Annotated in this window: 17 protein-coding genes; 10 read left to right on the top strand and 7 right to left on the bottom strand. The window is 64.0% G+C overall.

The features are described from left to right. Positions 1-550 precede the first annotated feature (550 nt). The 7 genes from ACQS5P_RS03015 (at position 551) to ACQS5P_RS02985 (ending at position 8,040) form a co-directional block, all read left to right on the top strand. On the top strand, positions 551-1,624 hold the full coding sequence (locus ACQS5P_RS03015) for an aldo/keto reductase (protein WP_428939426.1): 1,074 nt from the start codon (positions 551-553) through the stop codon (positions 1,622-1,624). 1 nt (position 1,625) lies between these two features. Continuing rightward, positions 1,626-1,982: a hypothetical protein gene (locus ACQS5P_RS03010; protein WP_428939425.1), complete on the top strand. Its 357-nt coding sequence runs from the start codon at positions 1,626-1,628 to the stop codon at positions 1,980-1,982. 121 nt (positions 1,983-2,103) lie between these two features. After that, entirely contained in the window at positions 2,104-3,297 is a 1,194-nt protein-coding gene (locus ACQS5P_RS03005; RefSeq protein ID WP_428939424.1) for a uroporphyrinogen decarboxylase family protein, read from the top strand. Between the two features lie 144 nt (positions 3,298-3,441). Continuing rightward, positions 3,442-4,362, top strand: coding sequence for a DUF362 domain-containing protein (locus tag ACQS5P_RS03000; protein ID WP_428939423.1), 921 nt, complete (start codon positions 3,442-3,444; stop codon positions 4,360-4,362). Positions 4,363-4,364: 2 nt separating this feature from the next. Then, complete coding sequence (locus ACQS5P_RS02995) at positions 4,365-6,092, top strand: 4Fe-4S binding protein (RefSeq protein WP_428939422.1); 1,728 nt, start codon at positions 4,365-4,367, stop codon at positions 6,090-6,092. Between the two features lie 60 nt (positions 6,093-6,152). Then, positions 6,153-7,454, top strand: coding sequence for a 4Fe-4S dicluster domain-containing protein (locus ACQS5P_RS02990; RefSeq protein WP_428939421.1), 1,302 nt, complete (start codon positions 6,153-6,155; stop codon positions 7,452-7,454). Between the two features lie 7 nt (positions 7,455-7,461). Further along, a complete protein-coding gene (locus tag ACQS5P_RS02985; RefSeq protein ID WP_428939420.1) occupies positions 7,462-8,040 on the top strand; it encodes a BMC domain-containing protein in 579 nt (192 codons plus the stop codon). A gap of 17 nt (positions 8,041-8,057) precedes the next feature. Here the strand turns inward: ACQS5P_RS02985 and ACQS5P_RS02980 are convergent, their stop codons facing one another. The 3 genes from ACQS5P_RS02980 to ACQS5P_RS02970 are packed head-to-tail and all read right to left on the bottom strand — an operon-like array spanning position 8,058 to position 11,419. Continuing rightward, on the bottom strand, positions 8,058-9,437 hold the full coding sequence (locus ACQS5P_RS02980) for an aspartate aminotransferase family protein (RefSeq protein WP_428939419.1): 1,380 nt from the start codon (positions 9,435-9,437) through the stop codon (positions 8,058-8,060). Between the two features lie 27 nt (positions 9,438-9,464). Further along, the gene (locus ACQS5P_RS02975) at positions 9,465-10,727 is read right to left on the bottom strand and encodes a Gfo/Idh/MocA family protein (protein ID WP_428939418.1); all 1,263 of its coding nucleotides are present in this window, start codon (positions 10,725-10,727) and stop codon (positions 9,465-9,467) included. A gap of 2 nt (positions 10,728-10,729) precedes the next feature. Then, on the bottom strand, positions 10,730-11,419 hold the full coding sequence (locus tag ACQS5P_RS02970; RefSeq protein WP_428939417.1) for a FadR/GntR family transcriptional regulator: 690 nt from the start codon (positions 11,417-11,419) through the stop codon (positions 10,730-10,732). A gap of 192 nt (positions 11,420-11,611) precedes the next feature. Between ACQS5P_RS02970 and ACQS5P_RS02965 the strand changes: the two genes are divergently transcribed. After that, on the top strand, positions 11,612-12,751 hold the full coding sequence (locus tag ACQS5P_RS02965) for a uroporphyrinogen decarboxylase family protein (RefSeq protein WP_428939416.1): 1,140 nt from the start codon (positions 11,612-11,614) through the stop codon (positions 12,749-12,751). An 18-nt stretch (positions 12,752-12,769) separates the two neighbouring features. Here ACQS5P_RS02965 and ACQS5P_RS02960 read toward each other — a convergent pair whose 3' ends face one another. Next, positions 12,770-13,753: a transposase gene (locus ACQS5P_RS02960; RefSeq protein ID WP_428939415.1), complete on the bottom strand. Its 984-nt coding sequence runs from the start codon at positions 13,751-13,753 to the stop codon at positions 12,770-12,772. Between the two features lie 198 nt (positions 13,754-13,951). Between ACQS5P_RS02960 and ACQS5P_RS02955 the strand changes: the two genes are divergently transcribed. Both ACQS5P_RS02955 and panC read left to right on the top strand, forming a co-directional pair. Further along, complete coding sequence (locus ACQS5P_RS02955; RefSeq protein WP_428939414.1) at positions 13,952-14,929, top strand: GTPase; 978 nt, start codon at positions 13,952-13,954, stop codon at positions 14,927-14,929. 256 nt (positions 14,930-15,185) lie between these two features. Then, positions 15,186-16,052, top strand: coding sequence for a pantoate--beta-alanine ligase (gene panC / locus ACQS5P_RS02950; RefSeq protein ID WP_428939413.1), 867 nt, complete (start codon positions 15,186-15,188; stop codon positions 16,050-16,052). Positions 16,053-16,095: 43 nt separating this feature from the next. Here the strand turns inward: panC and ACQS5P_RS02945 are convergent, their stop codons facing one another. The 3 genes from ACQS5P_RS02945 to atpH form a co-directional block, all read right to left on the bottom strand. Continuing rightward, entirely contained in the window at positions 16,096-17,805 is a 1,710-nt protein-coding gene (locus ACQS5P_RS02945; protein WP_428939412.1) for a SpoIIE family protein phosphatase, read from the bottom strand. A gap of 152 nt (positions 17,806-17,957) precedes the next feature. Further along, a complete protein-coding gene (atpA, locus tag ACQS5P_RS02940; protein WP_428939411.1) occupies positions 17,958-19,469 on the bottom strand; it encodes a F0F1 ATP synthase subunit alpha in 1,512 nt (503 codons plus the stop codon). Positions 19,470-19,567: 98 nt separating this feature from the next. Further along, positions 19,568-20,134, bottom strand: a complete 567-nt coding sequence (gene atpH / locus ACQS5P_RS02935) for an ATP synthase F1 subunit delta (protein WP_428939410.1) — start codon at positions 20,132-20,134, stop codon at positions 19,568-19,570. Positions 20,135-20,153: the final 19 nt, after the last annotated feature.

Here is a 20,153-nt window from a genome sequence, read left to right as displayed (position 1 = left end):
CCGACCATGAACAGCACAGCCTCCGCCTGACCTCTGCGGATACGAATCGTGTCATGGGGATCTCCTTTCACCTGATTGGACTGTGAACTCGGGTTGCCGCAGGCGGCGCCTCGTTAGCGCGGGGCTTGATCCGCCTGGTGACAGGGCAGCCAGATCGAACAACACGCCTGCCTGGCGGATGTATTGCGACGATAGATGCGCCTTCCGCAACCTTGCCGAGAGTCTGCGCGAGCCAGCGCCGTCGAGAGAGTGGCGCGACCCGCGACCCGCATCAACTCGCGCACCCGGTCTGACCTGGAGATCCCCGCCTGGCCGAATCGCTCCGCGGTCCGGATTCGCGAATGAAACGACGTGTGACGCTGAACAATCTAAGACCCCCAGCCGAGTCTGTCACGCAAAATCTTTCCATCAGAGCGTTTGATCTGAAAATGCCGCTTTCTCGCGGGCGACCGGCGTCACCCGCGGCCGGGCTGGCGGGCGTGACTTTTCCCCGACTTGTCCGCCCTCTATGATGCAATTGAGGCTCGTATCATGTGGAAAGGATCGTGTCATGGAGCGTCGCAGATTTGGCGATTCCAACCTCGAAGTCTCGGCCGTGGCGCTGGGCTGCTGGATTTTTGGTGTGGATTGGTGGGGGCATTATTCCCAGGAAGACTGCAACCGCCTGTGCAGCTTTGCCCTGGATCAGGGCATCAGCTTCTTTGACAACGGCGACGCCTACGGCAATGGACGCGCCGAGACCCTCTTCGGCAACTGGATGAAGACGGCCAGGGTGGATCGCTCGAGGATCCAGATCGGCGGGAAGTTCGGCTACGACTTCTACTCCGATCCGGGCGAGCCCGGCTCGCATCGCGAGCGCAAACAGGACTTTTCTCCGCAGTTTATGCGCTTTGCCCTGGAGCAATCCCTCAAGCGGCTCGGCACCGATTACCTGGATCTGTACATGGCCCACAACATCAAGCTGCCGCAGTTCCGCGATGACACCTTCGCCGAACTGGAAAAGCTGAAGGACCAGGGCAAGATCAGGCTGTGGGGCGTATCCCTCGGACCGGCGATCGGATGGCGCGAGGAGGGGTTCGAGGCGATGATCAAGTACAACGCCAGGGCCGTTCAGACCGTCTACAACCTGTTCGAGCAGAATCCCGGTCGCGAGTTCTGCGAGGTAGCCCGCTCGCAGCGTGCTGGCGTGCTGGCGCGGGTTCACGACAACAGCTCGATCCTCAAGGACGTGGTTCGGGTTGACACCACCATCGGCAACGACGATCACCGCAAGTTCCGTGACCAGGCGTGGAAGACCTATGGACTGAAAAAGCTGGAGCTGATCCGTCCCATTGCAGCGGCGCATGGCATGACCGTGCATCAGCTCGCGTGCAAGTGGCTGCTGATGGACCCGGCCCTGACCAGCATCACCGGAACACTGCTGAACGAACACGAGATTCGCGAAGCTGCCCAGAGCACCGAGAAGCCGAACCTGACAAAGGCCGAGCTGGATCAGATCGCCGCCGATTATGCCCGAGACTGGGGGCTGGGTCCTGAGGCGCACCCGTGCGATCTGAAAAGCAGTGTGGATCCGAGCGGCAGGGTTCGCAGCGGCTACGTTCCGCCGCCGGTGCTGATCGCCTGAAATGAGCTTGCTCCGTTACGCCATTCTCCGGCACGAGCAGATCGATCAACCGCATTTCGATCTGATGTTCGAGACCGCGCCGGGTTCTGCGCTGGCGACGTGGCGAGCACAACACTGGCCGCCTGCGCCGGGTGAGCAGCTCGTCCGCCTGCGCGATCATCGCCGCGCGTATCTGGACTATCAGGGCGTGATCTCCGGCGGGCGGGGGGCGGTCTGGCGGGTCGCATCCGGCACGTATCGCCCGGCCATCAATCAGCCCGATCACTTCCGCGCAAACTTCGACGACGGCACCGCCCTGGATCTGCGCCTGGCACACGATGACCGGTGGCTGGCGTGCGAGCCCGAACCTGCCCAGTGAGCGATTTCGGCCATCTGAACCTGCTCGATGTCGCAACGCCGGAGTGTTTTGTCTTCCTTTCCGTTTGTGGGTATGGTGTTCATCCGCCGACCATGGCTGGTTTTAACACACAATCCTCCCCATGAACGACCGACAACGCTTCCACGCCACGATGCACTATCAGCCCCGTGATCGGGCGCCGCTGTACGACTTCAGCTTCTGGGATCAGACGATCACGGCATGGCATAAACAGGGGCTTCCCACCCACTACGACCTGAGCAACATCGCCAGGTATTGCGGCCTGGACGCCTCCTTGGCCGGGGGCGGATTGCCGCTCGACTGGTATACGGGAGTGGTTCGCGATCTGTATCCGCCGTTTGAAAGCAGAATCCTGGAAGATGACGGCGATGTTTACACGATGGTGCAGGATGACGGGGTGATCGTCCGTCGACAGCGCAGCAGCACCTCGATCCCCATGCATGTTGGGCACACGCTGGCTGATCGAGATAGTTGGAAGAAGCACTACCTGCCCCGATTGAATCCGGATGACCCGCGGCGGCTGCCCGAAGACTGGGATCGTCGAGTCAAGGTCTGGCGCGATCCGGCCCGGCCACATCCGACCTGGCTCGGCGGCGGTTGGAGCCTCTACGGTCGTCTGCGCAACTGGATGGGGCTGGAGAATATCAGCCTGGTCGTCTACGACGACCCGGCATGGTTCGAGGAGATGGTCACGACGATGGCGGATCTTGCGGTGGGGCTGCTACAGAAGCTCTTTGCCACCGGCGGACAGTTCGACGGCTGCGCACTGTGGGAAGACATGTGTTACAGGTCTGGGCCGCTGCTCTCGCCGCAACACTTCAAGCGCTACCTGGTGCCGCAGTATCGCCGGATCACCGAGTTGTGCCACAAACACGGCGTGGATGTCATCTGGGTGGATTGCGACGGCAAGATCGACGAACTGGCCGGGCTGTGGCTGGATGCGGGCGTCAACTGCATGTTCCCCATCGAGGTGGGCACGTGGGGGGCCGACCCGTATGCATTCCGCAAGCGTTTCGGCAAGCAGATGCTGCTGATGGGCGGGGTGGACAAGCACATCCTGGCGCGCGGCCCGCGCGACATCGAGCGCGAGGTGCAGCGACTGGCGCCGCTGGTGGAGGAGGGTGGCTACATCCCCATGCCCGATCACCGCGTTCCGCCGGACGTTCCACTGGCCAACTATCTGCACTACTGTCGAGTAGCGCGCAAGATCTGGGGCAAGGATACCAACCTGCCGCCGATGGAGGCGGACAATCTCGATCAGCATTCCCAGCCGTCTGTTGGGTACTCCAACGCATGAGCGCAACACACGTGGCTCGTTGACAGCATCCGCCACGCCGCAGCAGTCTACAAAAGGAAGTTGATCCCGCACGAAAAGGGACTAGAGTATCCTTTGTGTGGTGCTCCGTGAGGTTCGTGGCGAGCAACAGGCAAAGGAGCGACGATGAATCGACGCGAGTTTCTCAAGCAGGTGGCGGCGTGGTCGAGCGGGGCGGCGATGGCGATGCCCGTCTTCCACATCGCCCGCCAGGCGCTGGGCGCACAGCCGGCCACGCAGCAACCCGTCCTCGCCGTCGCCAGGGGAAAGGATTACGCCGCCATCGTCACTTCCGCGATTACGCAGCTTGGCGGGATCGGCCAGTTCGTCTCCAGCGGCAGCAAGGTCGTCGTCAAGCCCAACATCGGCTGGGACCGTGCCCCGGAATACGCCGCCAACACGCATCCGCAGGTTGTCCAGGCGATCGTGAAGCTGTGTCTGGACGCTGGCGCGGCCCGGGTGAGCGTATTCGACCGAAGTTGCAACGATCCCAGACGCTGCTACGCCAGCAGCGGCATCCGCGCCGCCGTCGAGTCGCTTGACGACCCCCGCGCCGTCTGCCCCTACGTTGAAGACCGCAACTTCGTCCCGGTCACCATCAAGAACGGAAAGGCAGTCTCTGAGTGGCAACTGTACAGGGATGCGCTGGAGGCCGACTGCTACATCAATGTCCCCATCGCCAAGCATCACAGCCTTACGCGGCTGACCCTGGGGCTGAAGAACATCATGGGGATCTGTGGCGGATCGCGCGGCAAGCTTCACAGTCAAATCGCTCAGAAGCTGGCGGATCTGCACACGGTGGTTCGCCCCAGGCTCACGGTGGTCGATGCGACGCGGATCCTTGTGCGTCACGGCCCGCAGGGCGGCAACCTGGATGATGTGGAGGTGCGCGACACGATCATCGCCTCCACCGACCCCGTCGCCGCCGACGCCTACGCCACCACGCTGTTCGGCCTCAAGCCCGAGCAGATCGAAACGACCGTTGCGGCGTACCGCGCCGGGCTTGGTGAGATGGATCTGTCGAAGATCAGGATCATCGAGGTGTGAAGGTGATCAGCGGTTCGGCCAGCGCAACCAGCTCCGCCGAAATCCCCGCCGCGGCGAGTCGGGTGGGTTTGCTTCGGCGTCTGCCATGGCGCTGGCTGCGGCGCACCGCTCAGGTGTTGTTTCTGCTGCTGTTTCTGTGGCTGTTCCGCAAGACCGAATCGACCGGCACCGATACGCTCCAGCAGCCGGCAAACCTCTTTTTCCGTCTCGATCCTTTTGCGGCACTGATCTCCGTGCTTGGCTCGCGCACGCTGCTGGCGGTCTTCTGGCCGGCGCTGCTGGTGCTGATGCTCACGATCGTTCTGGGCAGGTTCTTTTGCGGGTGGTTCTGCCCGCTGGGAACTCTGCTGGATCTGGTTCATCGCGTGCTGCGGCCGCTGACACGGTGGACGCATCGACTGTCCGGCACACGCACGGCCGCGCTTCGACCGATGCGATATGTGCTGTTGCTGCTGGCGGTGGGGTTCTCGGTACTGAGCCTTCCGATGGCCGGTTACCTGGATCCCTTTGCGCTGCTGGTTCGCGGGCTGACGTTTTGGGTGGATCCCGCGCTGACCCGCGCGACCGACAGCGCGTTGCACGCCGTCGCAAACTCCCCCGGCCCGTGGAACACCGCCGTGCAGAACGCAGCCGCGTTTGTCCGCCAGCACCTGCTGGGTTTCGGCGACCGCTCGCACCTGCTGGGCGGCGCCGCGCTGGCGATGCTGGCGGCGGTTTTCGTCCTGGAGCTTGTGCAGCGACGATTCTGGTGCCGATACCTCTGTCCGTTGGGCGCGATGCTCTCGGTGGCGGCGCGGTGGACGCCGCTGCGGCGCGTGCCCGTCAAAGTTTGTCCCAACTGTCCCGCAACGCAATCCTGCAACGACGCCTGCCGCATGGATGCTTTCACCACCGACAAAGCCTTCAAGCCCGACGACTGCAACCTGTGCATGGACTGCATAGCCGATTGTCCCGATGCGCGGACGGCGTTCAGGTTCTCGCGTCGCCGGACTCCTGTGCCGCCGGTGGACCTCTCGCGCCGCGCGGCTCTGGCGACCGTTGCCGTGGGCCTGGCCACGCCGCTGGTCGTCAAGGCGGCGCGCATCGGGCGGCCGGCGACGGTCGATCCGCTGCTGATCCGCCCGCCCGGTGCCGGTGACGAGGCGGCGTTCCTTGATCGATGCGTACGCTGCGGGCTATGCATGAAGGTCTGTCCGACCAACGGACTTCAGCCCGCGGCGCTGCTGGCCGGCATCGAAGGCATCTTCTCGCCACGCCTGGTGCCGCGAATCGGATACTGCGAAACCAACTGCACTCTATGCGGCCAGGTCTGTCCCACCGGCGCGATCCCCAAACTCGACGTCGAATCAAAATCGAAGGTTGTGCTGGGCAAGGCGGTGATCGATCAGGCTCGCTGTCTGCCCTGGGCCAACAACGAAGAGTGCATCTGCTGCGAAGAGCATTGCCCGGTGACGGATAAGGCCATCGGTTACGACGAAGTCGAGGCGGTCAACGGCGCCGGACAGCGGGTGCTGCTCAAGCGCCCCTTCGTGCACTGGAATCGCTGCACGGGTTGTGGCATCTGCGAGAACAAGTGCCCGGTGGATGGTGAATCGGCGATCCAGGTTCGCCGCACAGAGTCCGTCCCCAGGGGTCAGGGTCGTGGCCGTGGTGCTGGCGGCTTGCGGCGACAGGCGCGCCGTGGAAGCGGACAACGCCGCGGCGCCAGACGCGAACTCCAGTCCGAATGAGCGGCTGCGCGCCCGCCGCCCCGGGGTGCACGCAGGTGCGGGCAATGTTACAATCAGCTTATGGCGGTATCGGTCGAGGCGATTGCATCGTGGGGCGTGGTTGGCGCGGGCGGGGCGGGGTTCCCGACTCATGTCAAGCTCAGCGCACGCGCCGACACCGTGATCCTCAACGCCGCCGAGTGCGAGCCGCTGCTTCACAAAGACAAGGAACTGCTGCGACATTTCCCCGACGAAGTGCTTGCCGGGCTGGAAGCGGCCAGGCAGTTGCTCGGCGCGCACCAGGCGGTCGTCGGCATCAAGTACAAGTACACTGACGTCATCGCCGCCATCTCGCCAAAACTCAACCATGCCACACGCATCGTCGAGCTGAGCGACTCCTACCCCGCCGGCGATGAGTTCATCCTCGTCTACGATGTCACCGGCAAGATCATCCCCCCGGGCAAGATCCCGCTGGCTGTCGGATGCGCAGTGATCAATGTCGAGACCGCGCTCAACATCGCGCGGGCCCGGCCGGTGACACGCAAGTACCTCACCGTTGCCGGCGATGTGAAACAGCCCGGCACCGTCTGCGTGCCGGTGGGTTGCACGTATGCCCAGGCGATCGAATTGTGCGGCGGAGCCACCGCCAGCGACCCGGTGGTGCTGGTCGGCGGGGCGATGATGGGCGCCTTCAGCGAATCGCTCGATCGGCCAATCACCAAGACCACTGGCGGGCTGATCGTCCTGGATCGCTCCCATCCGCTGGTGGGGCGATACACCCGAGACTGGACCGCCATCAAACGGATCGGCGCAAGCTGCTGCGATCAGTGCGGATTCTGCACCTTCTACTGCCCGCGGTACCTGCTGGGCCACCCGATCGAGCCGGCCAAGGCGATGCGATCGCTGGGTTTCAACCTCGTCGGCGAGGGTAACGTCATCGGCACCCTGTTCTGCTGCGAGTGCAACCTCTGCACGATGGTCGCCTGCCCCGAAGATCTCGATCCGAAAAACGTGTGCGTGAAGAACAAGCGGGATCTGATGGCGGCCGGGCGGAAGTGGGAGCTCGAGGCTGATCCGGACCGCGCCCGGCTTCACCTTGACAACCGCCGGGTGCCGATCGCGCGGCTGGTCCGCAAGCTTGGGCTGCACATTTTCCGCAACGAAGGGCCGCTGATCGAAAAGACCGTCGAGCCGAAGCGTGTCGTGCTGCCGCTCAAGCAGCATGCCGGCGTGCCCGCGCAGGCAGTGGTGCGCCGCGGCGATTCGGTTCGCGCCGGCGATGTGATCGCGCGACCGCCCAAGGGAGCTTTGGGCGCTCTCATCCATGCCAGCATTTCCGGAACCGTCACGGACGTGAACGGTTCGGTCGTGATCGAAAGCTGATACACACATGGCAGAACGTCAGACAGAGCGGCAGGCAATCGGCATGATCGAGCTGACCTCGATCGCCATCGGGCATCAGGTTCAGGATGCGATGCTCAAGGCGGCGGAGGTGAAGCTGATCGTGGCGCGGACGATTTGCTCGGGCAAATACATCGCCATCGTAGGCGGCCCGGTGGGCGCGGTGCAGGCGGCGGTGAATGCGGGACTGGAGGCGGCGCCTGACGGCGTGATCGATCACATCCTGGTGCCCAACATCCATCCAGATGTGTTCCGCGCGCTGGGGGACATGGTGCAGATCGGCGGCCAACATCAGCAGGTGCCATCGCTGGGCATTGTCGAGACTTTTTCCGCCTCCAGCGCCATCGAAGCCGCCGACGTCGCCGCCAAGGCCGCCAACGTCTCGCTGTTTCGCATCCACTTGGCCATGGCACTGGGGGGCAAGGGGCTGGTGATGATGGCCGGCTCGGTTTCCGACTGCCGCAGCGCAGTTGAAGCCGCCGCTGCCACCGTAAAGCAGAAGGGGCTGCTCGTTTCGTCGGTGGTCATTCCCCGCCCCTCGCCGGAGTTGTTCGCCGAGCGACTGTAGTGACAGATGATCTGCTATTAAGCCTGTTCGGCGGCGAGTTCGCGGGCGATGGTCTCCAGCACATCCAGCCCCTCGCGAAGCGCCTGCTCCGGGATGACCAACGGGGGATTGATCTTGACGGCGCAGCCGCCGATTCCCACCGGAGCAAACAGCATCACACCCCGCTCAACGGCGCGGCGAACCATCTCCCACGCGGGCTGCGGCGCCGGCTCGGTCGTGCCCGGTTTGGTGAACTGCGCGCAGCCGACCAGACCGATCGAATCCACATGTCCGATCAGGTTGCCCGCGGCTTTGCTGATGCGACGCATTCCCTCGGCCAACACCGGTGCGAGTCTGGCGGCATTATCGATGAGCTTCTCGCGACGGATGACCTGAAGATTCGCCAGCGCGGCAGCACAGCAGATCGGGTTGGCCGAGTGCGTGCTGGTCATCTCGCCGGGGCCGTACAGGCTCATCAACTCTTCGGTTCCCAGGACGGCCGCCAGAGGCATTCCACCGGCGATTCCCTTGCCACACGCCGCCAGGTCCGGCACCACGCCCGTGTGCGTGAAGCCAAACGGCGTACCGGTGCGTCCGAAGCCGGCCTGTACTTCGTCGAAAATCATCACGACCTTGTGCCGGTCGCACCAGCGGCGAAGCTCCTGCGCAAAGGCAGCAGGCATGATCGTGGCGTTGCAGCCCTGATAGGTCTCGGCCATCACGCCACAGACATCGTCAGGATTCACGCCTTTGGCTTGCAGCGCCTTCTCGAACGCGGCGAAGCTGACGTCTTTCTGCCGGAAGCCGTCGGGGAAGGGAACCTGCACAAAACTCGGGTCGGGCTTGCCCAGCCAGGCCTTCAGCGCCGGCGATCCACCGGCAAGCTGCGAACCCATCGTACGTCCGTGAAAACCGTTGTCGAAGCTGACAAAGATCTTCTTTTCCGGCCCACCGACGCGCAGCCCCTGCGTGCGCGCCAACTTGATGCAGCACTCACATGCTTCGGAACCGGTCGTCAGCAGGAAAACGCGCTTCAGAGGCGCCGGCAACCACGACGACAGCTCCTCGATCAGCTTCAACCGGATTTCCGTCGGGAAGCAATAAGCGTGGTACAGACCCTGTGAGGCCATGTCGGTGATGGCCTTGACGATCTCGGGGTGAGCGTGCCCGCATGCGGTGACCAGCACGCCTGACGAGAAGTCGATCCACGTATTGCCGTAGGGATCACTGATGGTAGCGCCCTTGCCGTGATGCCAGAGGATCGGCGGCTGCCCGCCCATGCTGCGCGGTTCCTGCTCGCGCAGTCGCTGGAGCAGCGGAATGGACTGCGGCACGGGGATTTCGGTGACGATCCTGCGATACCGGGTCTCGACTCGCGGGACCTTGACTGGATTGAGCGGAAATTCCTGGGTTGCCATGGATAATGCTCCTTATTCGCCTCTGGTTCAGTTGTATTCACGGAAACGAACCGTCGGTTGCGCGCCGTACTCGATCAGCACCTCGCGCCCGCCGGACAGGATGCTCTTGCGTCCCGCCTCGATCACCAGTTCGTTATGGCTGCTGTTGGCGGGGGTCGCCATAATGCCCTCACGGTCAAGCTGCCGGATGAAGTCCTGGCGCTGCGCCAGGCTGTTCATGGCGGCGGCGCGGCAGCAGGCCTTGATGATGTACTCGGCGCTGCGATGCCCATAGCCGACTGGCGTAAGCCCGCCGCCCCCGCAATCCACCATCTGGAAATAGTCCGGGTTCGGTTCCTCGTAGAGTTTTTCTCCCGGCTGGCGCCTGGACGCCTCATAGTGGCACTTCACGCCCCGATACTGATCCGAGTGCACCAGCAGGGTCGCGTCTTTGGTTCCCTGGCACCACATCGTCAGCCCCTGGGCATTTCCACCCGCGGCGGCGGAGGGATATCCGATTGCATCCACCACACTCAGTGAGGCGCCGTTCTCCCAGATCACCCGCCCGTCGGTCCAGAGGAAGCCTTCCCGGCCATTGGGATATTTGTCTCGAATGCCATACACGCTGACCGCGACGGGCCGCAGGCCTGTGATGAATGCGACCAGGTCCACGTAGTGGCAGCCCACATACGTGAACATGTCGGTGTTCTCGCACGTGCACCAGTTCTGAAAGTTCGAATCGCGGTAGTAGTACGGCTCGATCATCTGCGCCTGACCCAGCCGGAACTCCCCAAGCAATCCGGCACGGTACTTCTGCCTGGCCATCAGCGCCCGATAGTCGAACCGTTTATGGTACTCGACTCCGACCACCAGCCCCCGCTCCAGCGCCATCCGCGCGATCTGCTCGGCCTGGGAGTACTTCAGCACCAGTGGCTTGACTGTGCATACGTGCAGGTCGTTGCTGATCGCTTCGAGGATCACGGAATAGTGGAGCTGATCGGGAGTGGCGTTGACGACGATGCTACCCCGAGGGGCGCGGGCCAGTTCCTCCTTGAAGATATCGGGGGCCACCGTGCCGGGCGAGGTGGCGCCCGGATCCGGGTGCGGCACGAACGACTGGCCGGGAAATGCCCGGGCCAACAGTGGCGAGCGCTGAAGCTCAGCCAGTCGATCAACCCGCGCATCGCAGACGTGAATCTCCCCGAGCACTCCCTCTCGCTGCATGTGCAGCAGCGTTGGCAGAAGCTGAGTTTCGGTGATCATCCCTCCGCCGATCACGGTTACGCAAGGCTTGTCTTTCAGATTGCTCATGATCAGCTCCTTTGCGGCATCTTTGCCGGCCGGGCGTATTGACGGATGCTTTGCAGGTGTTGCCGCAGGATCAGGCGACAGCGGGACGCGTCGCCACGATGCAGCGCCTCCAGCAGTCGCCGGTGATATGCCAGCGCCTTCGCCTCTTCGCCTTCGCGCTGTGAGGTGTAGACGGTCGAGAACCGGTGATAGTCGTAAATCGCTTCAAACGCACGCGCCAGCACGGCGTTTCCGCTGGCGCGGACCAGCGCCTGGTGAAACGCTAGATCCAGATCCAGAAACACCGGAAGATTGTCCAGGCTGGCGGCCATGCGATCGACCAGGTCCCGGAGGCGTTTCAGATCGGCTGGACCGACGCGCCGAGTCGCCTGCGCGACCGCCGCCAGCTCGATGGCCATGCGGGCTTCGACCACGTCATCCAGATCGATGTCGGCAAAGTGCGGCGGCAGATAGCGGTGGGGCAGCTTGCCGGGAATCACGCCGCGGACGTACACGCCGGAATTGGGTCGCACCGTCAGCACACCGAGCCTGCGGAGCTGCGCCATCGCCTTGCGCAGCGTGCCGCGCGCCACACCGAACTCCCGACAGAGCGAGCGCTCGGAAGGGATTCGCTTCCCCTGGGCATACGTCCCCGACGCCACCCGGGCGATGATCTCGCGCACGATTCTGTTATCCAGCCGATCCCGTTCCATGTCGGTGGTGTCCGGTGGCTTGGCACGCCGCGGCCAACTGGTCCACTGAATGTACCACCATGGCCGCCGCGATCAAGTCCTTGACGTGAGCACGACAGAGGAGCAGAATGTCCGTAAAATGCGGGTGATCAAATGCAGCATCGTCCGGGGTCGGCTACCCGGGCGGCGCTGGCCCGGACCCGGATCCAATCCATGACTGAAGACATCCCCGACCTGAGCTGGTGGCGCGCGTTCTGGGTGGAGAACGACCAATGTCTGTACGGCAACCAGCCCGCGGAGCTGGGCGATGCGCGTTCGGTGCAGCCCGCCTTCACCACCCGCCGCTCGCGGGTTCCAGTCCTGATCGAGCTTGGCGAGGACTGGATCATCGACCGCATGCGCGTCCCGTATCGTCGCTTCATCCAGGATTTCGATTTCCAGCAGCAGGTGCGCGCCCGGTGTGCCGAGCAATTGATGAATGACATCGGCTATCACCTCAAGCCGATGGTGCACAGCTCGTCGCTGCTGCACGGCTCGATCTACGGCAACCGCATCGAGTATCCCGAGAATTCCACGCCGTGGCTCGATCACGTCATCCACAGCGTCGAAGACATCAAGCCGCTGATCCGGCGAATGGAGAAGGTGGACCTTTCGCAGGCGGGACTCGTGCCGTGGTTCGTCGAGAAATACCGCAAGCTCAACCGACCGTACCGCTGGCGCATTCTGCACGACGCAACCAGCGTTCACGGGCCGGGCACGATCCTCAGCTTCCTGTGCGGCATCACGGATATGGCAACGTATCTCTACGATGCGCCGGATAAGATCTTGGCGCTGCTGGAGCTGATCGGCCAGATCACCGTGGAATATTCCAGAACAGTCCGGCGGCTGGTCGGTGCGCCGATGACGGGAGTGGGGATGTTCGACGATGTGGCCGGGCTGGTTTCGCCGGAGCATTTCCGCAGGTTCTTCCTGCCGGTGTATCGCAGGATCTATCAGGAGCTGGCGCCCGGTCCGAACGATGATCGGTTCTATCACAACGATGCGCGGATCGGGCATCTGCTGGACTTTTTAGCGGAGCTTGGAGTCAACGGCGTAAACCCCGATCCGCAAACGGATCCGGCGCTGATCCGGCGAAAACTGCCCCATGCGATTATCTACGGATGTGTCCCGCCGCTGGTCCTCAAGGGCGCAACGCCCCAGCAGGTGATGGCCGAGGCCAAGCGCAGCATCGAGCTGGCCGGCGAGGGCGGGGGGCTGGTCCTCACCGCCGCCGGCAGCATCAATCTGGGCACTTCTTACGCCAACCTCGCCGCCCTGTGCCAGGCCGCCGAGCAGTTCGGCCGGTATTCCTGAAAAAGGGGTCGGGAGGGCTCAGTCTCGACCCTCATAATTGGCGTAGATCATGAGGTCGTGCGTCAGGGTCCGCAAGAGCATCTCCTGCCGGCGACGGCGGCGTTGCACGGAACGCAGGGCATCGCCAAAGTTCCGCTTCATCATGCTGTTGACCGTCTCGCTCTGCGCTCGCTGGCCGTAGGTTCGCCGGTCCGCCTTGCGGGCAAACCGCTGCTTCATCAGCCGGCGATATCGACCGCCGGGCGGCTTGCTCGACGGCCGCCCGATGCCCGTGGGAATCACCGAGCGCACACCCATGTCCAGGCGGGCGCTGCGGTGGTTGGCCTCTGAGTCGTATCCAGCGTCGGCGACGACGACGTTCACATTGGCCCGCCGCCACGCATGGTACAACAGCGGCGCGAAGTCCGGCGCATCGGACCCGCAGCCGATATGAACCCGCGCCGCCAGGATGAGGTGACAGGCCGAGGCCACCGCCAGGGCCAGCTTCGGCATCTGCCGGGCCCGGCGCGAGCGTGAGCGATTGACCTCGTCTGCATCGGTTTTTTCGGTGTATTTGCCGCCATCGCGCAGGAGCATCTTGCGGCAGACGCGGTCGTAATGGCGTGAGCGGTGACGCGCCTCGTAGCAGGTGCTGTCGAGGGTCAGCGGCTTGCTCGAGTCGAGCTTACGCAGCAGTTTGGCCTTGGCGGCAAGCTGGGCCAGCAGGTCGAGCATGCGGTTGACGCGCCGGGTCTTGAGAAGCGTGCCGAAGGCCCGCCAGAGGGTGTTGTGATCCGGGGCGCGGGACATGCCGAGGTCGGCCAGCCACTGCGGCGAGTCGCGCAGCAGTTGCTCGGCCCTGCGATAGCTGAGCTTGAGCTGCTCGCGCAGAACGAGGCAGGCGAAGAGTTGCGGGAGCGTGAAGTCGTGGCGGCTGCAGTCGCAGGAGTAGGCCGGCCAGACGCGGAGGGCCAGTTCATGGGCCTGCCGCAGGACCTTCCATGGTGATCGAGATGTTTCCATCCCGCAGCTTGTACCCACTGCATCGGCGTGGCGCTACCGAACATGCGCCGAACTTGGAGAGGGTCGAGACTGAGCCGGTCGGGAGTATTTTTCGCCGCCAAACAAAGACTCCCGACCCCTTATTTTAAAGGGGTCGGGAGTCTTTTCCGGGCTGGCCGATGGGGCGGGGGTGGGCGGGGGCAGAGTATAATGCGGCGCATGCCGGCGAATCTGACACCGGACTACGAACGCGCCGAGCAACGCTACCGCTCCGCCACCACCGACGAGCAACGACTTGAGGCGCTGCGGGAGATGTTCGCCACCATCCCCAAGCACAAGGGAACCGAAAAGCTCCAGGCCGACATCAAGCGCAGGATCAGCCAGCTCCGCAAGGCGATCGCCCGCAAACCCGCCAGAGGGACCGATCTGTTTCATGTTCCGCGCGGCGGGGCGGGGCAGGTGGTGCTGGTCGGCCCGCCCAACACCGGCAAGAGCCTGATCGTCGCACGCACCACACACGCCCCGGTGAAGGTCGCCGATTATCCCTTCTCCACCGCTCTGCCCGTGCCGGGAATGGCGCAGTATCAGGATGTGCAGATCGAGCTGGTCGATACTCCGCCCCTCACCGCCGATCACATTCCCGGCGGGTTGCTGGGTACCATCCGCAACAGCGACATCATCGCGATTGTCGTGGATGCAGCCGCAGATCCCCTGGAACAGGCGGAGATGGTCGCGTCGCTGCTGGCCGGACGAGGATTGGTCCTGCGCTCGGTTCCGCTCAACCAGCTTGATCCCGGCGATTTCAACCAGCACTGCGCGATTCTGGTGGCCAACAAGATCGATCTGGCCCCGCAGCAAACCGTCGCGACGTTACAGGAGCTTTATGCCGGGAAGCTGGAGGTCTTGCCCGTCTCGGCGGCGACGGGAGAAGGACTCGACCGGCTGCTGGAACGCTGCTGGCAACTGCTGAGCCTGGTGCGGGTCTACACCAAACAGCCGGGCAAGCCCGTGGACAAAACCAAACCCTTCACATTGGAGATCGGTTCCACCGTCGAGGATCTGGCGCGGGAGATTCACCAGGAGCTGCCGCGGAAGATGACCTTCGCGCGCATCTGGGGCGACGGTCGTTTCGCCGGCCAGCAGGTTCACCGCACCGAAATCCTGCATGACAGGGACATCGTGGAGATCCATCAATAGCGCCAACAGAGACGCGGCCGGGTTGAACCCCGGATCGCGGTGTATCGGCATCCTGGCCCAGGCCTAACGCAGTACCGGCAGCGGCTGTCGTCTTACGGGCGTCCTGTACGTGCGGGCGGGCATCACACGGGTGGGACCCCCGTGCCACAGGGTGGCCTGCTGCTCGAACCGCTGCCCAGACCCGGGCGCGCGCCGGCTATGTTGAGGCGTGCCCAGCGCTGTACCGCGGCGGCTGGCCACTGTACGCTTGGATGCCATGACTGTCGTTCAGAGCATTCGTGACTGCCGCGCCGAGCGGGGCAAGCTGGGAAAAGTCGCGTTCGTGCCCACGATGGGAGCGCTGCACGAAGGGCACATGTCGCTGATCCGTCGCGCCAGAGAGCTTGCGCCTCATGTGGTGGTCAGCATCTTCGTCAATCCCACGCAGTTCGGGCCGCGAGAGGATTTCGCCAGGTATCCACGCCCGCTGGAAGCGGATCTGAAAAAGTGCGAGCAGGCGGGCGTCGATCTGGTCTTTAACCCTTCCACCGAGGAAATGTATCCGCCAAACACGCCGCAGATCGTCATCGATCTGCCGGAACTGACCAGCGTGCTGGAGGGCAAGCATCGTCCAGGGCATTTCCGCGGGGTTTGCCAGGTTGTGGCCAAGCTTTTCAATATCGTCCAGCCGCAGATCGCTCTGTTCGGGCAGAAGGACTACCAGCAGCTTCGGATCATCACGGCGATGGTTCAGGCGATGGATTTCCCCATCCAGATCGTCGCATGTCCGACCGTCCGGGAGAAAGACGGCCTGGCGCTGAGCAGCCGCAACCAGTATCTTTCCCCCGAAGAGCGTGAGCGGGCGTTGTCGATCAGCCGGGCACTGATGCTGGCGCAGGGCGAATACAACTCGGGCGTACGGCAGGCGAATCGGCTGGTGGCGACGATGCAGAACACGCTGCTGGATCCGGGGAACCTTGGGCGGGTGCCGGTCAGCATCGACTACGTCGCCGCCGTCGATCCGATCACGCTCAAGCCTGTGGACGTGATCACCGGCCCGACGCTGCTGGCGATTGCCGCTCGCGTAGGCTCAACCCGCCTGATCGACAACGTGCTGCTTGGCGAAAGCGGTTTGAGCAGATGAATTGAGTTGCATCGCGGCCGGCACTGTGCAGCGAATGGCCGGCTCAGACCCATTGGACCAGCACGGCGGTGGCGTCATCGCTAAGCTGCTGTGTGCCTGCGTGGCGGACGACGGCGCTGAACAGGTCGGCGACCGGGTCCTGACCGGCGCCGGCCATCGACTTCTGCAATCCCGCCAGATCGAACGGCTGCTTTTCCAGCAGTCCGCTGGCCGCAGTGGGTCCGGCGGAACTTTCGTGCGATCCAAGCTGTTCGATGATCCCGTCGCTGACGATCATCACCTTGTCGCCCGGGGAGATGCGGACCACCTCCGACTTATAGCGGAATTCGCCATCGATCCCGATCGGCAGCCCGCCGCCCTTGTCCAGTTGCTCGAACGACCCGTCCTGGCGCTGAAGGATGGCGTAGCTGTGCCCGGCATCGACATAGCTGAGCGTGCCGCGCTCGGCGTCGAAGATGCCGACCCACATGGTCACGAATCGATTCTCCGGCCGGCGGGGGTTGACGAATCGTGTCAGGTCGCTCAGCGCCTCGCCGGGGTCGTTGCGTTGCGTCAACGCCGAATGCAGGTAACCCTGCGTGGCGGTCATGAGCACGGAAGCGGAGATGCCCTTGCCCGCGACATCGCCGACGGCGACGGCCAGCCGCTTGTCTGACAGGGGGATGATATCGAAGAAGTCTCCGCCGACGTGGGCGCCGGGGCGGCTTTCGCCGATGGTGACGAAAGGCCCGTGCTGCCCGTGACGCCTGGGGAGAATCCATTGCTGTGCGGCGGCGGCGGCCTTGAGCTCGGCCTGCATCCGTGCCTCGCGCTTTTCCATCTCGATTCGCTTCAGATTCGCCAGCGCCAGGCTGGCCATGCGTCCCAGCGCCACGCAGAAGGCGCTGGAGCCGGGACGCAACGACTGGATCAGCGACCCGCGGGCATCCAGATACAAATAGGCCGCGACGGTATTGCCCAGCATCAGAGGCACGCAGATCGCGGAGCTGATCCGCAGGCGAACCATGGACTGCGAAATATCCCCACCGATGGCCGCGTCGATCTCCGCGACCACGCCCTGCGAGGCGGCGGTGATGAGCGATCGGCTGAAGCTGATGCCCTGTTCCTGGGCGGCGGGAACGAAGTGGGCGGCGATGATGTCGATCCCGCCGGAGGCATCGACGGGACGAAGCAGAGCGGCATTCTGGAGCCCTGTGCCGCGGATGGCGGCGTCGATGACCAGGTTCGCCAACTGCTTCTCGTCCGCCGCCGAGTGAATCGCCGCGGCGCTTTCCAGCAGCAGTGCCAGCAGCGCCTCGGCCAGGGGTTGCCTCGCCGCCGGCGAGTCTTGCGGCACCGTTCGCACCATCGTGTGCCCGGAATCATCGTGCGCCTGCATGGCGCGCGGTCTGGCGGTGGCGCTGAGCACGAACGTCCAGGGCGTGACGCGAATGAGATCGCCTTCGCTCAGCGGGACTTCGGCGTCGGGCTGAAGGCGGATGCCGTTGACAAAGGTTCCCCAGCGGCTGGCCAGGTCCGTCACCCGCCATTGCGTCCCATCGTGATCAAATCGCGCGTGGTAGCGGGAGACCTTTTCGGCATTTGGCGGCAGGCAAAGGTCGCAGGCATCGTGACGTCCCATCACCAGCCCGCCGGGCTTAGGATCCAGCCGCAGCGGTTGGATGGCCGGCCCGGCCAGGGGAACCAGGTACGCCGCCGATGCACCGCCGGCCTGAAGTGCAAACGCAGACGCCGCGGACGAGGCTGCGGACATGTCTTGAGCATATCCCGCCGACAACCGGCTGGACAAGGCAAATGTGGGACGCGCAAGCGAGAATCAGCCTGGCACGACGCACACCCTGGCCGGCCCCCGGACCGCTGATGCGGTGTGCCCAGAGCTTCGCTGATGATGCACCACCGGGCGGTCTATTTCTTCCACACTTTGGCTTTGAAGTCGCTCAGCACCTGCTTGAGCTGGTTCTCCAGCTCGTCGGTGAGGTCCTTCTTGTCGGCCAGCTCGCTGCGCAGGCGTGGCGCGCTGGAATCGACGTACTGGAGGAAGCTGTTCTGGAACTCCTGGATCCTCGTGAGCGGCACATCGTCGAGGTAGCCCTTGGTGCCGGCGTAGATGACCATGACCTGCTGTTCGAGTGGCATGGGCTTGTATTGAGGCTGTTTGAGCAGCTCGACGAGGCGTGCCCCGCGGTCGAGCTGGCGCTGGGTGGCGGCGTCAAGCTCGGTGCCAAGCTGGGCGAAGGCTTCGAGCTCGCGATAGGCCGCCAGATCCAGCCGCAGCGAGCCGGCGATTTTTTTCATGGCTTTGGTCTGCGCGTTTCCACCGACGCGCGAGACGCTGATGCCGACGTTGATGGCCGGGCGAACGCCAGCGAAGAACAAATCCGGCTCCAGGTAAATCTGCCCGTCGGTGATGCTGATGACGTTGGTGGGGATGTAGGCCGAGACCTCGCCTTCCTGCGTCTCGATGATCGGCAGCGCGGTGAGCGATCCGCCGCCCTTGTCGTCAGAGAGCTTGACGGCGCGTTCCAGCAGTCGGCTGTGCAGGTAGAACACGTCGCCGGGGTACGCCTCGCGGCCCGGCGGACGACGCAGCAGCAGCGAGAGCTGCCGGTACGCGGCGGCCTGCTTGCTCAGGTCGTCATACACGCACAGCGTGTGTTCGCCCTTCCACATGAAGTACTCGGCCATCGCGCAGCCGGCGTAGGGCGCGATGTACTGAAGCGGCGCCGGATCCGCTGCGCTGGCCACCACCACCGTCGTGTAATCCATCGCCCCGTGCGCGCGGAGGACTTCGACGATCCCCGCCACTGTCGATTCCTTCTGTCCCACCGCCACGTAGAAGCACTTCACCCCCTTGCCCTTCTGGTTGATGATCGTGTCGACAGCGATGGCGGTCTTGCCGGTCTTGCGGTCGCCGATGATCAGCTCGCGCTGCCCGCGACCGATGGGGATCATGCTGTCGATGGCCTTGATCCCGGTCTGAAGCGGCTCCTTGACCGGCTGTCGCTCGGCGATGCCGGGCGCGACGATGTCCATCTTGCGGGTCTGGGTGGTCTGGATGGCCGGACCACCGTCCAGCGGCTGGCCCAGCGGGTTGACCACGCGTCCGATCAAGGCTTCGCCGACGGGCGCTTCCAGCAGCCGCCCGGTGGAGCGGACCGTGTCTCCCTCCTTGATCTCCAGGTAATTGCCGAAGATCACCGCGCCGATGGACTCTTCCTCCAGGTTGAACACCTGGCCCATGGTTCCGTTCTGGAACTCCAGCAACTCGGCGGCCATCGCGTTCTGAAGCCCGTAGATCCGGGCGATTCCGTCGCCCACCTCGATTACAGTACCCACCTCGGTCACCTGAAGCTTCTGCTCGAAGCTGGCGATCTCCCGCTTCAGGACACTGGTAATCTCCGCAACGTTAATGGCCATGGGGTCGGTTCTCCGGTTCAGATCAGATCAAGTTCCACATTCCCGCCAGTACACGAACCAGCCAGCGCGACGGCGTCGCAGCCGGACGTGCTCGTGCTTCATTTGCCTGTTGCACCCGCGGCCAGCAGTCGCCGCTTGAGCATTTCAAGCTGGGCCTTGACGCTGGCGTCAATAAGCTTGTCCTGGACTCGCAACACCAGCCCGCCGATGATCGAGTCGTCCACATACTGGTAGACCACGGCGTCCTTGTTCAGTGCCGCACTGACTCGGCGGCGGACCTCCTCAAGCAATTCGCCGCTCAGCTTCTGCGGCACGGTCACATCCACCTCGATCTTGCCGAGCCTTTCATCAAGCAGATCTTCGTAGATCTCCGCGACGTCCGGCAGCAGTCCCAGCCGCCCCCTGGCGTTGAGCACGCGCAGGAAGTTATTGATCAGCGGCGAAAGCTGGTCGCCGAAAACACGCGCCAGCACCTGCTCCCGCTCGCTGCGCGCGATCGCCGGATCGCGCAGGAACAGCGCGAAAACCCGGTCTTCCCGGATGACCTGCGCCAGGTCGCTCAGCTCCTGGGCGACCTGCTGCTCGGTATGCTGCTCGGCCGCCACTTCCAGCAATGCCGTCGCGTAGGCCACGGCCAACGGTGATCGGTGAATCGTCTTGGGCATATTCGCTGTGTCACGGGTG

This window comes from Fontivita pretiosa, from assembly GCF_050410795.1.
In the GTDB taxonomy this organism is placed as follows: domain Bacteria; phylum Planctomycetota; class Phycisphaerae; order Tepidisphaerales; family Tepidisphaeraceae; genus Fontivita; species Fontivita pretiosa.
The sequence above is the reverse complement of the archived record's forward strand: the minus strand, read 5'-3'. Positions and strand labels throughout refer to the sequence as shown.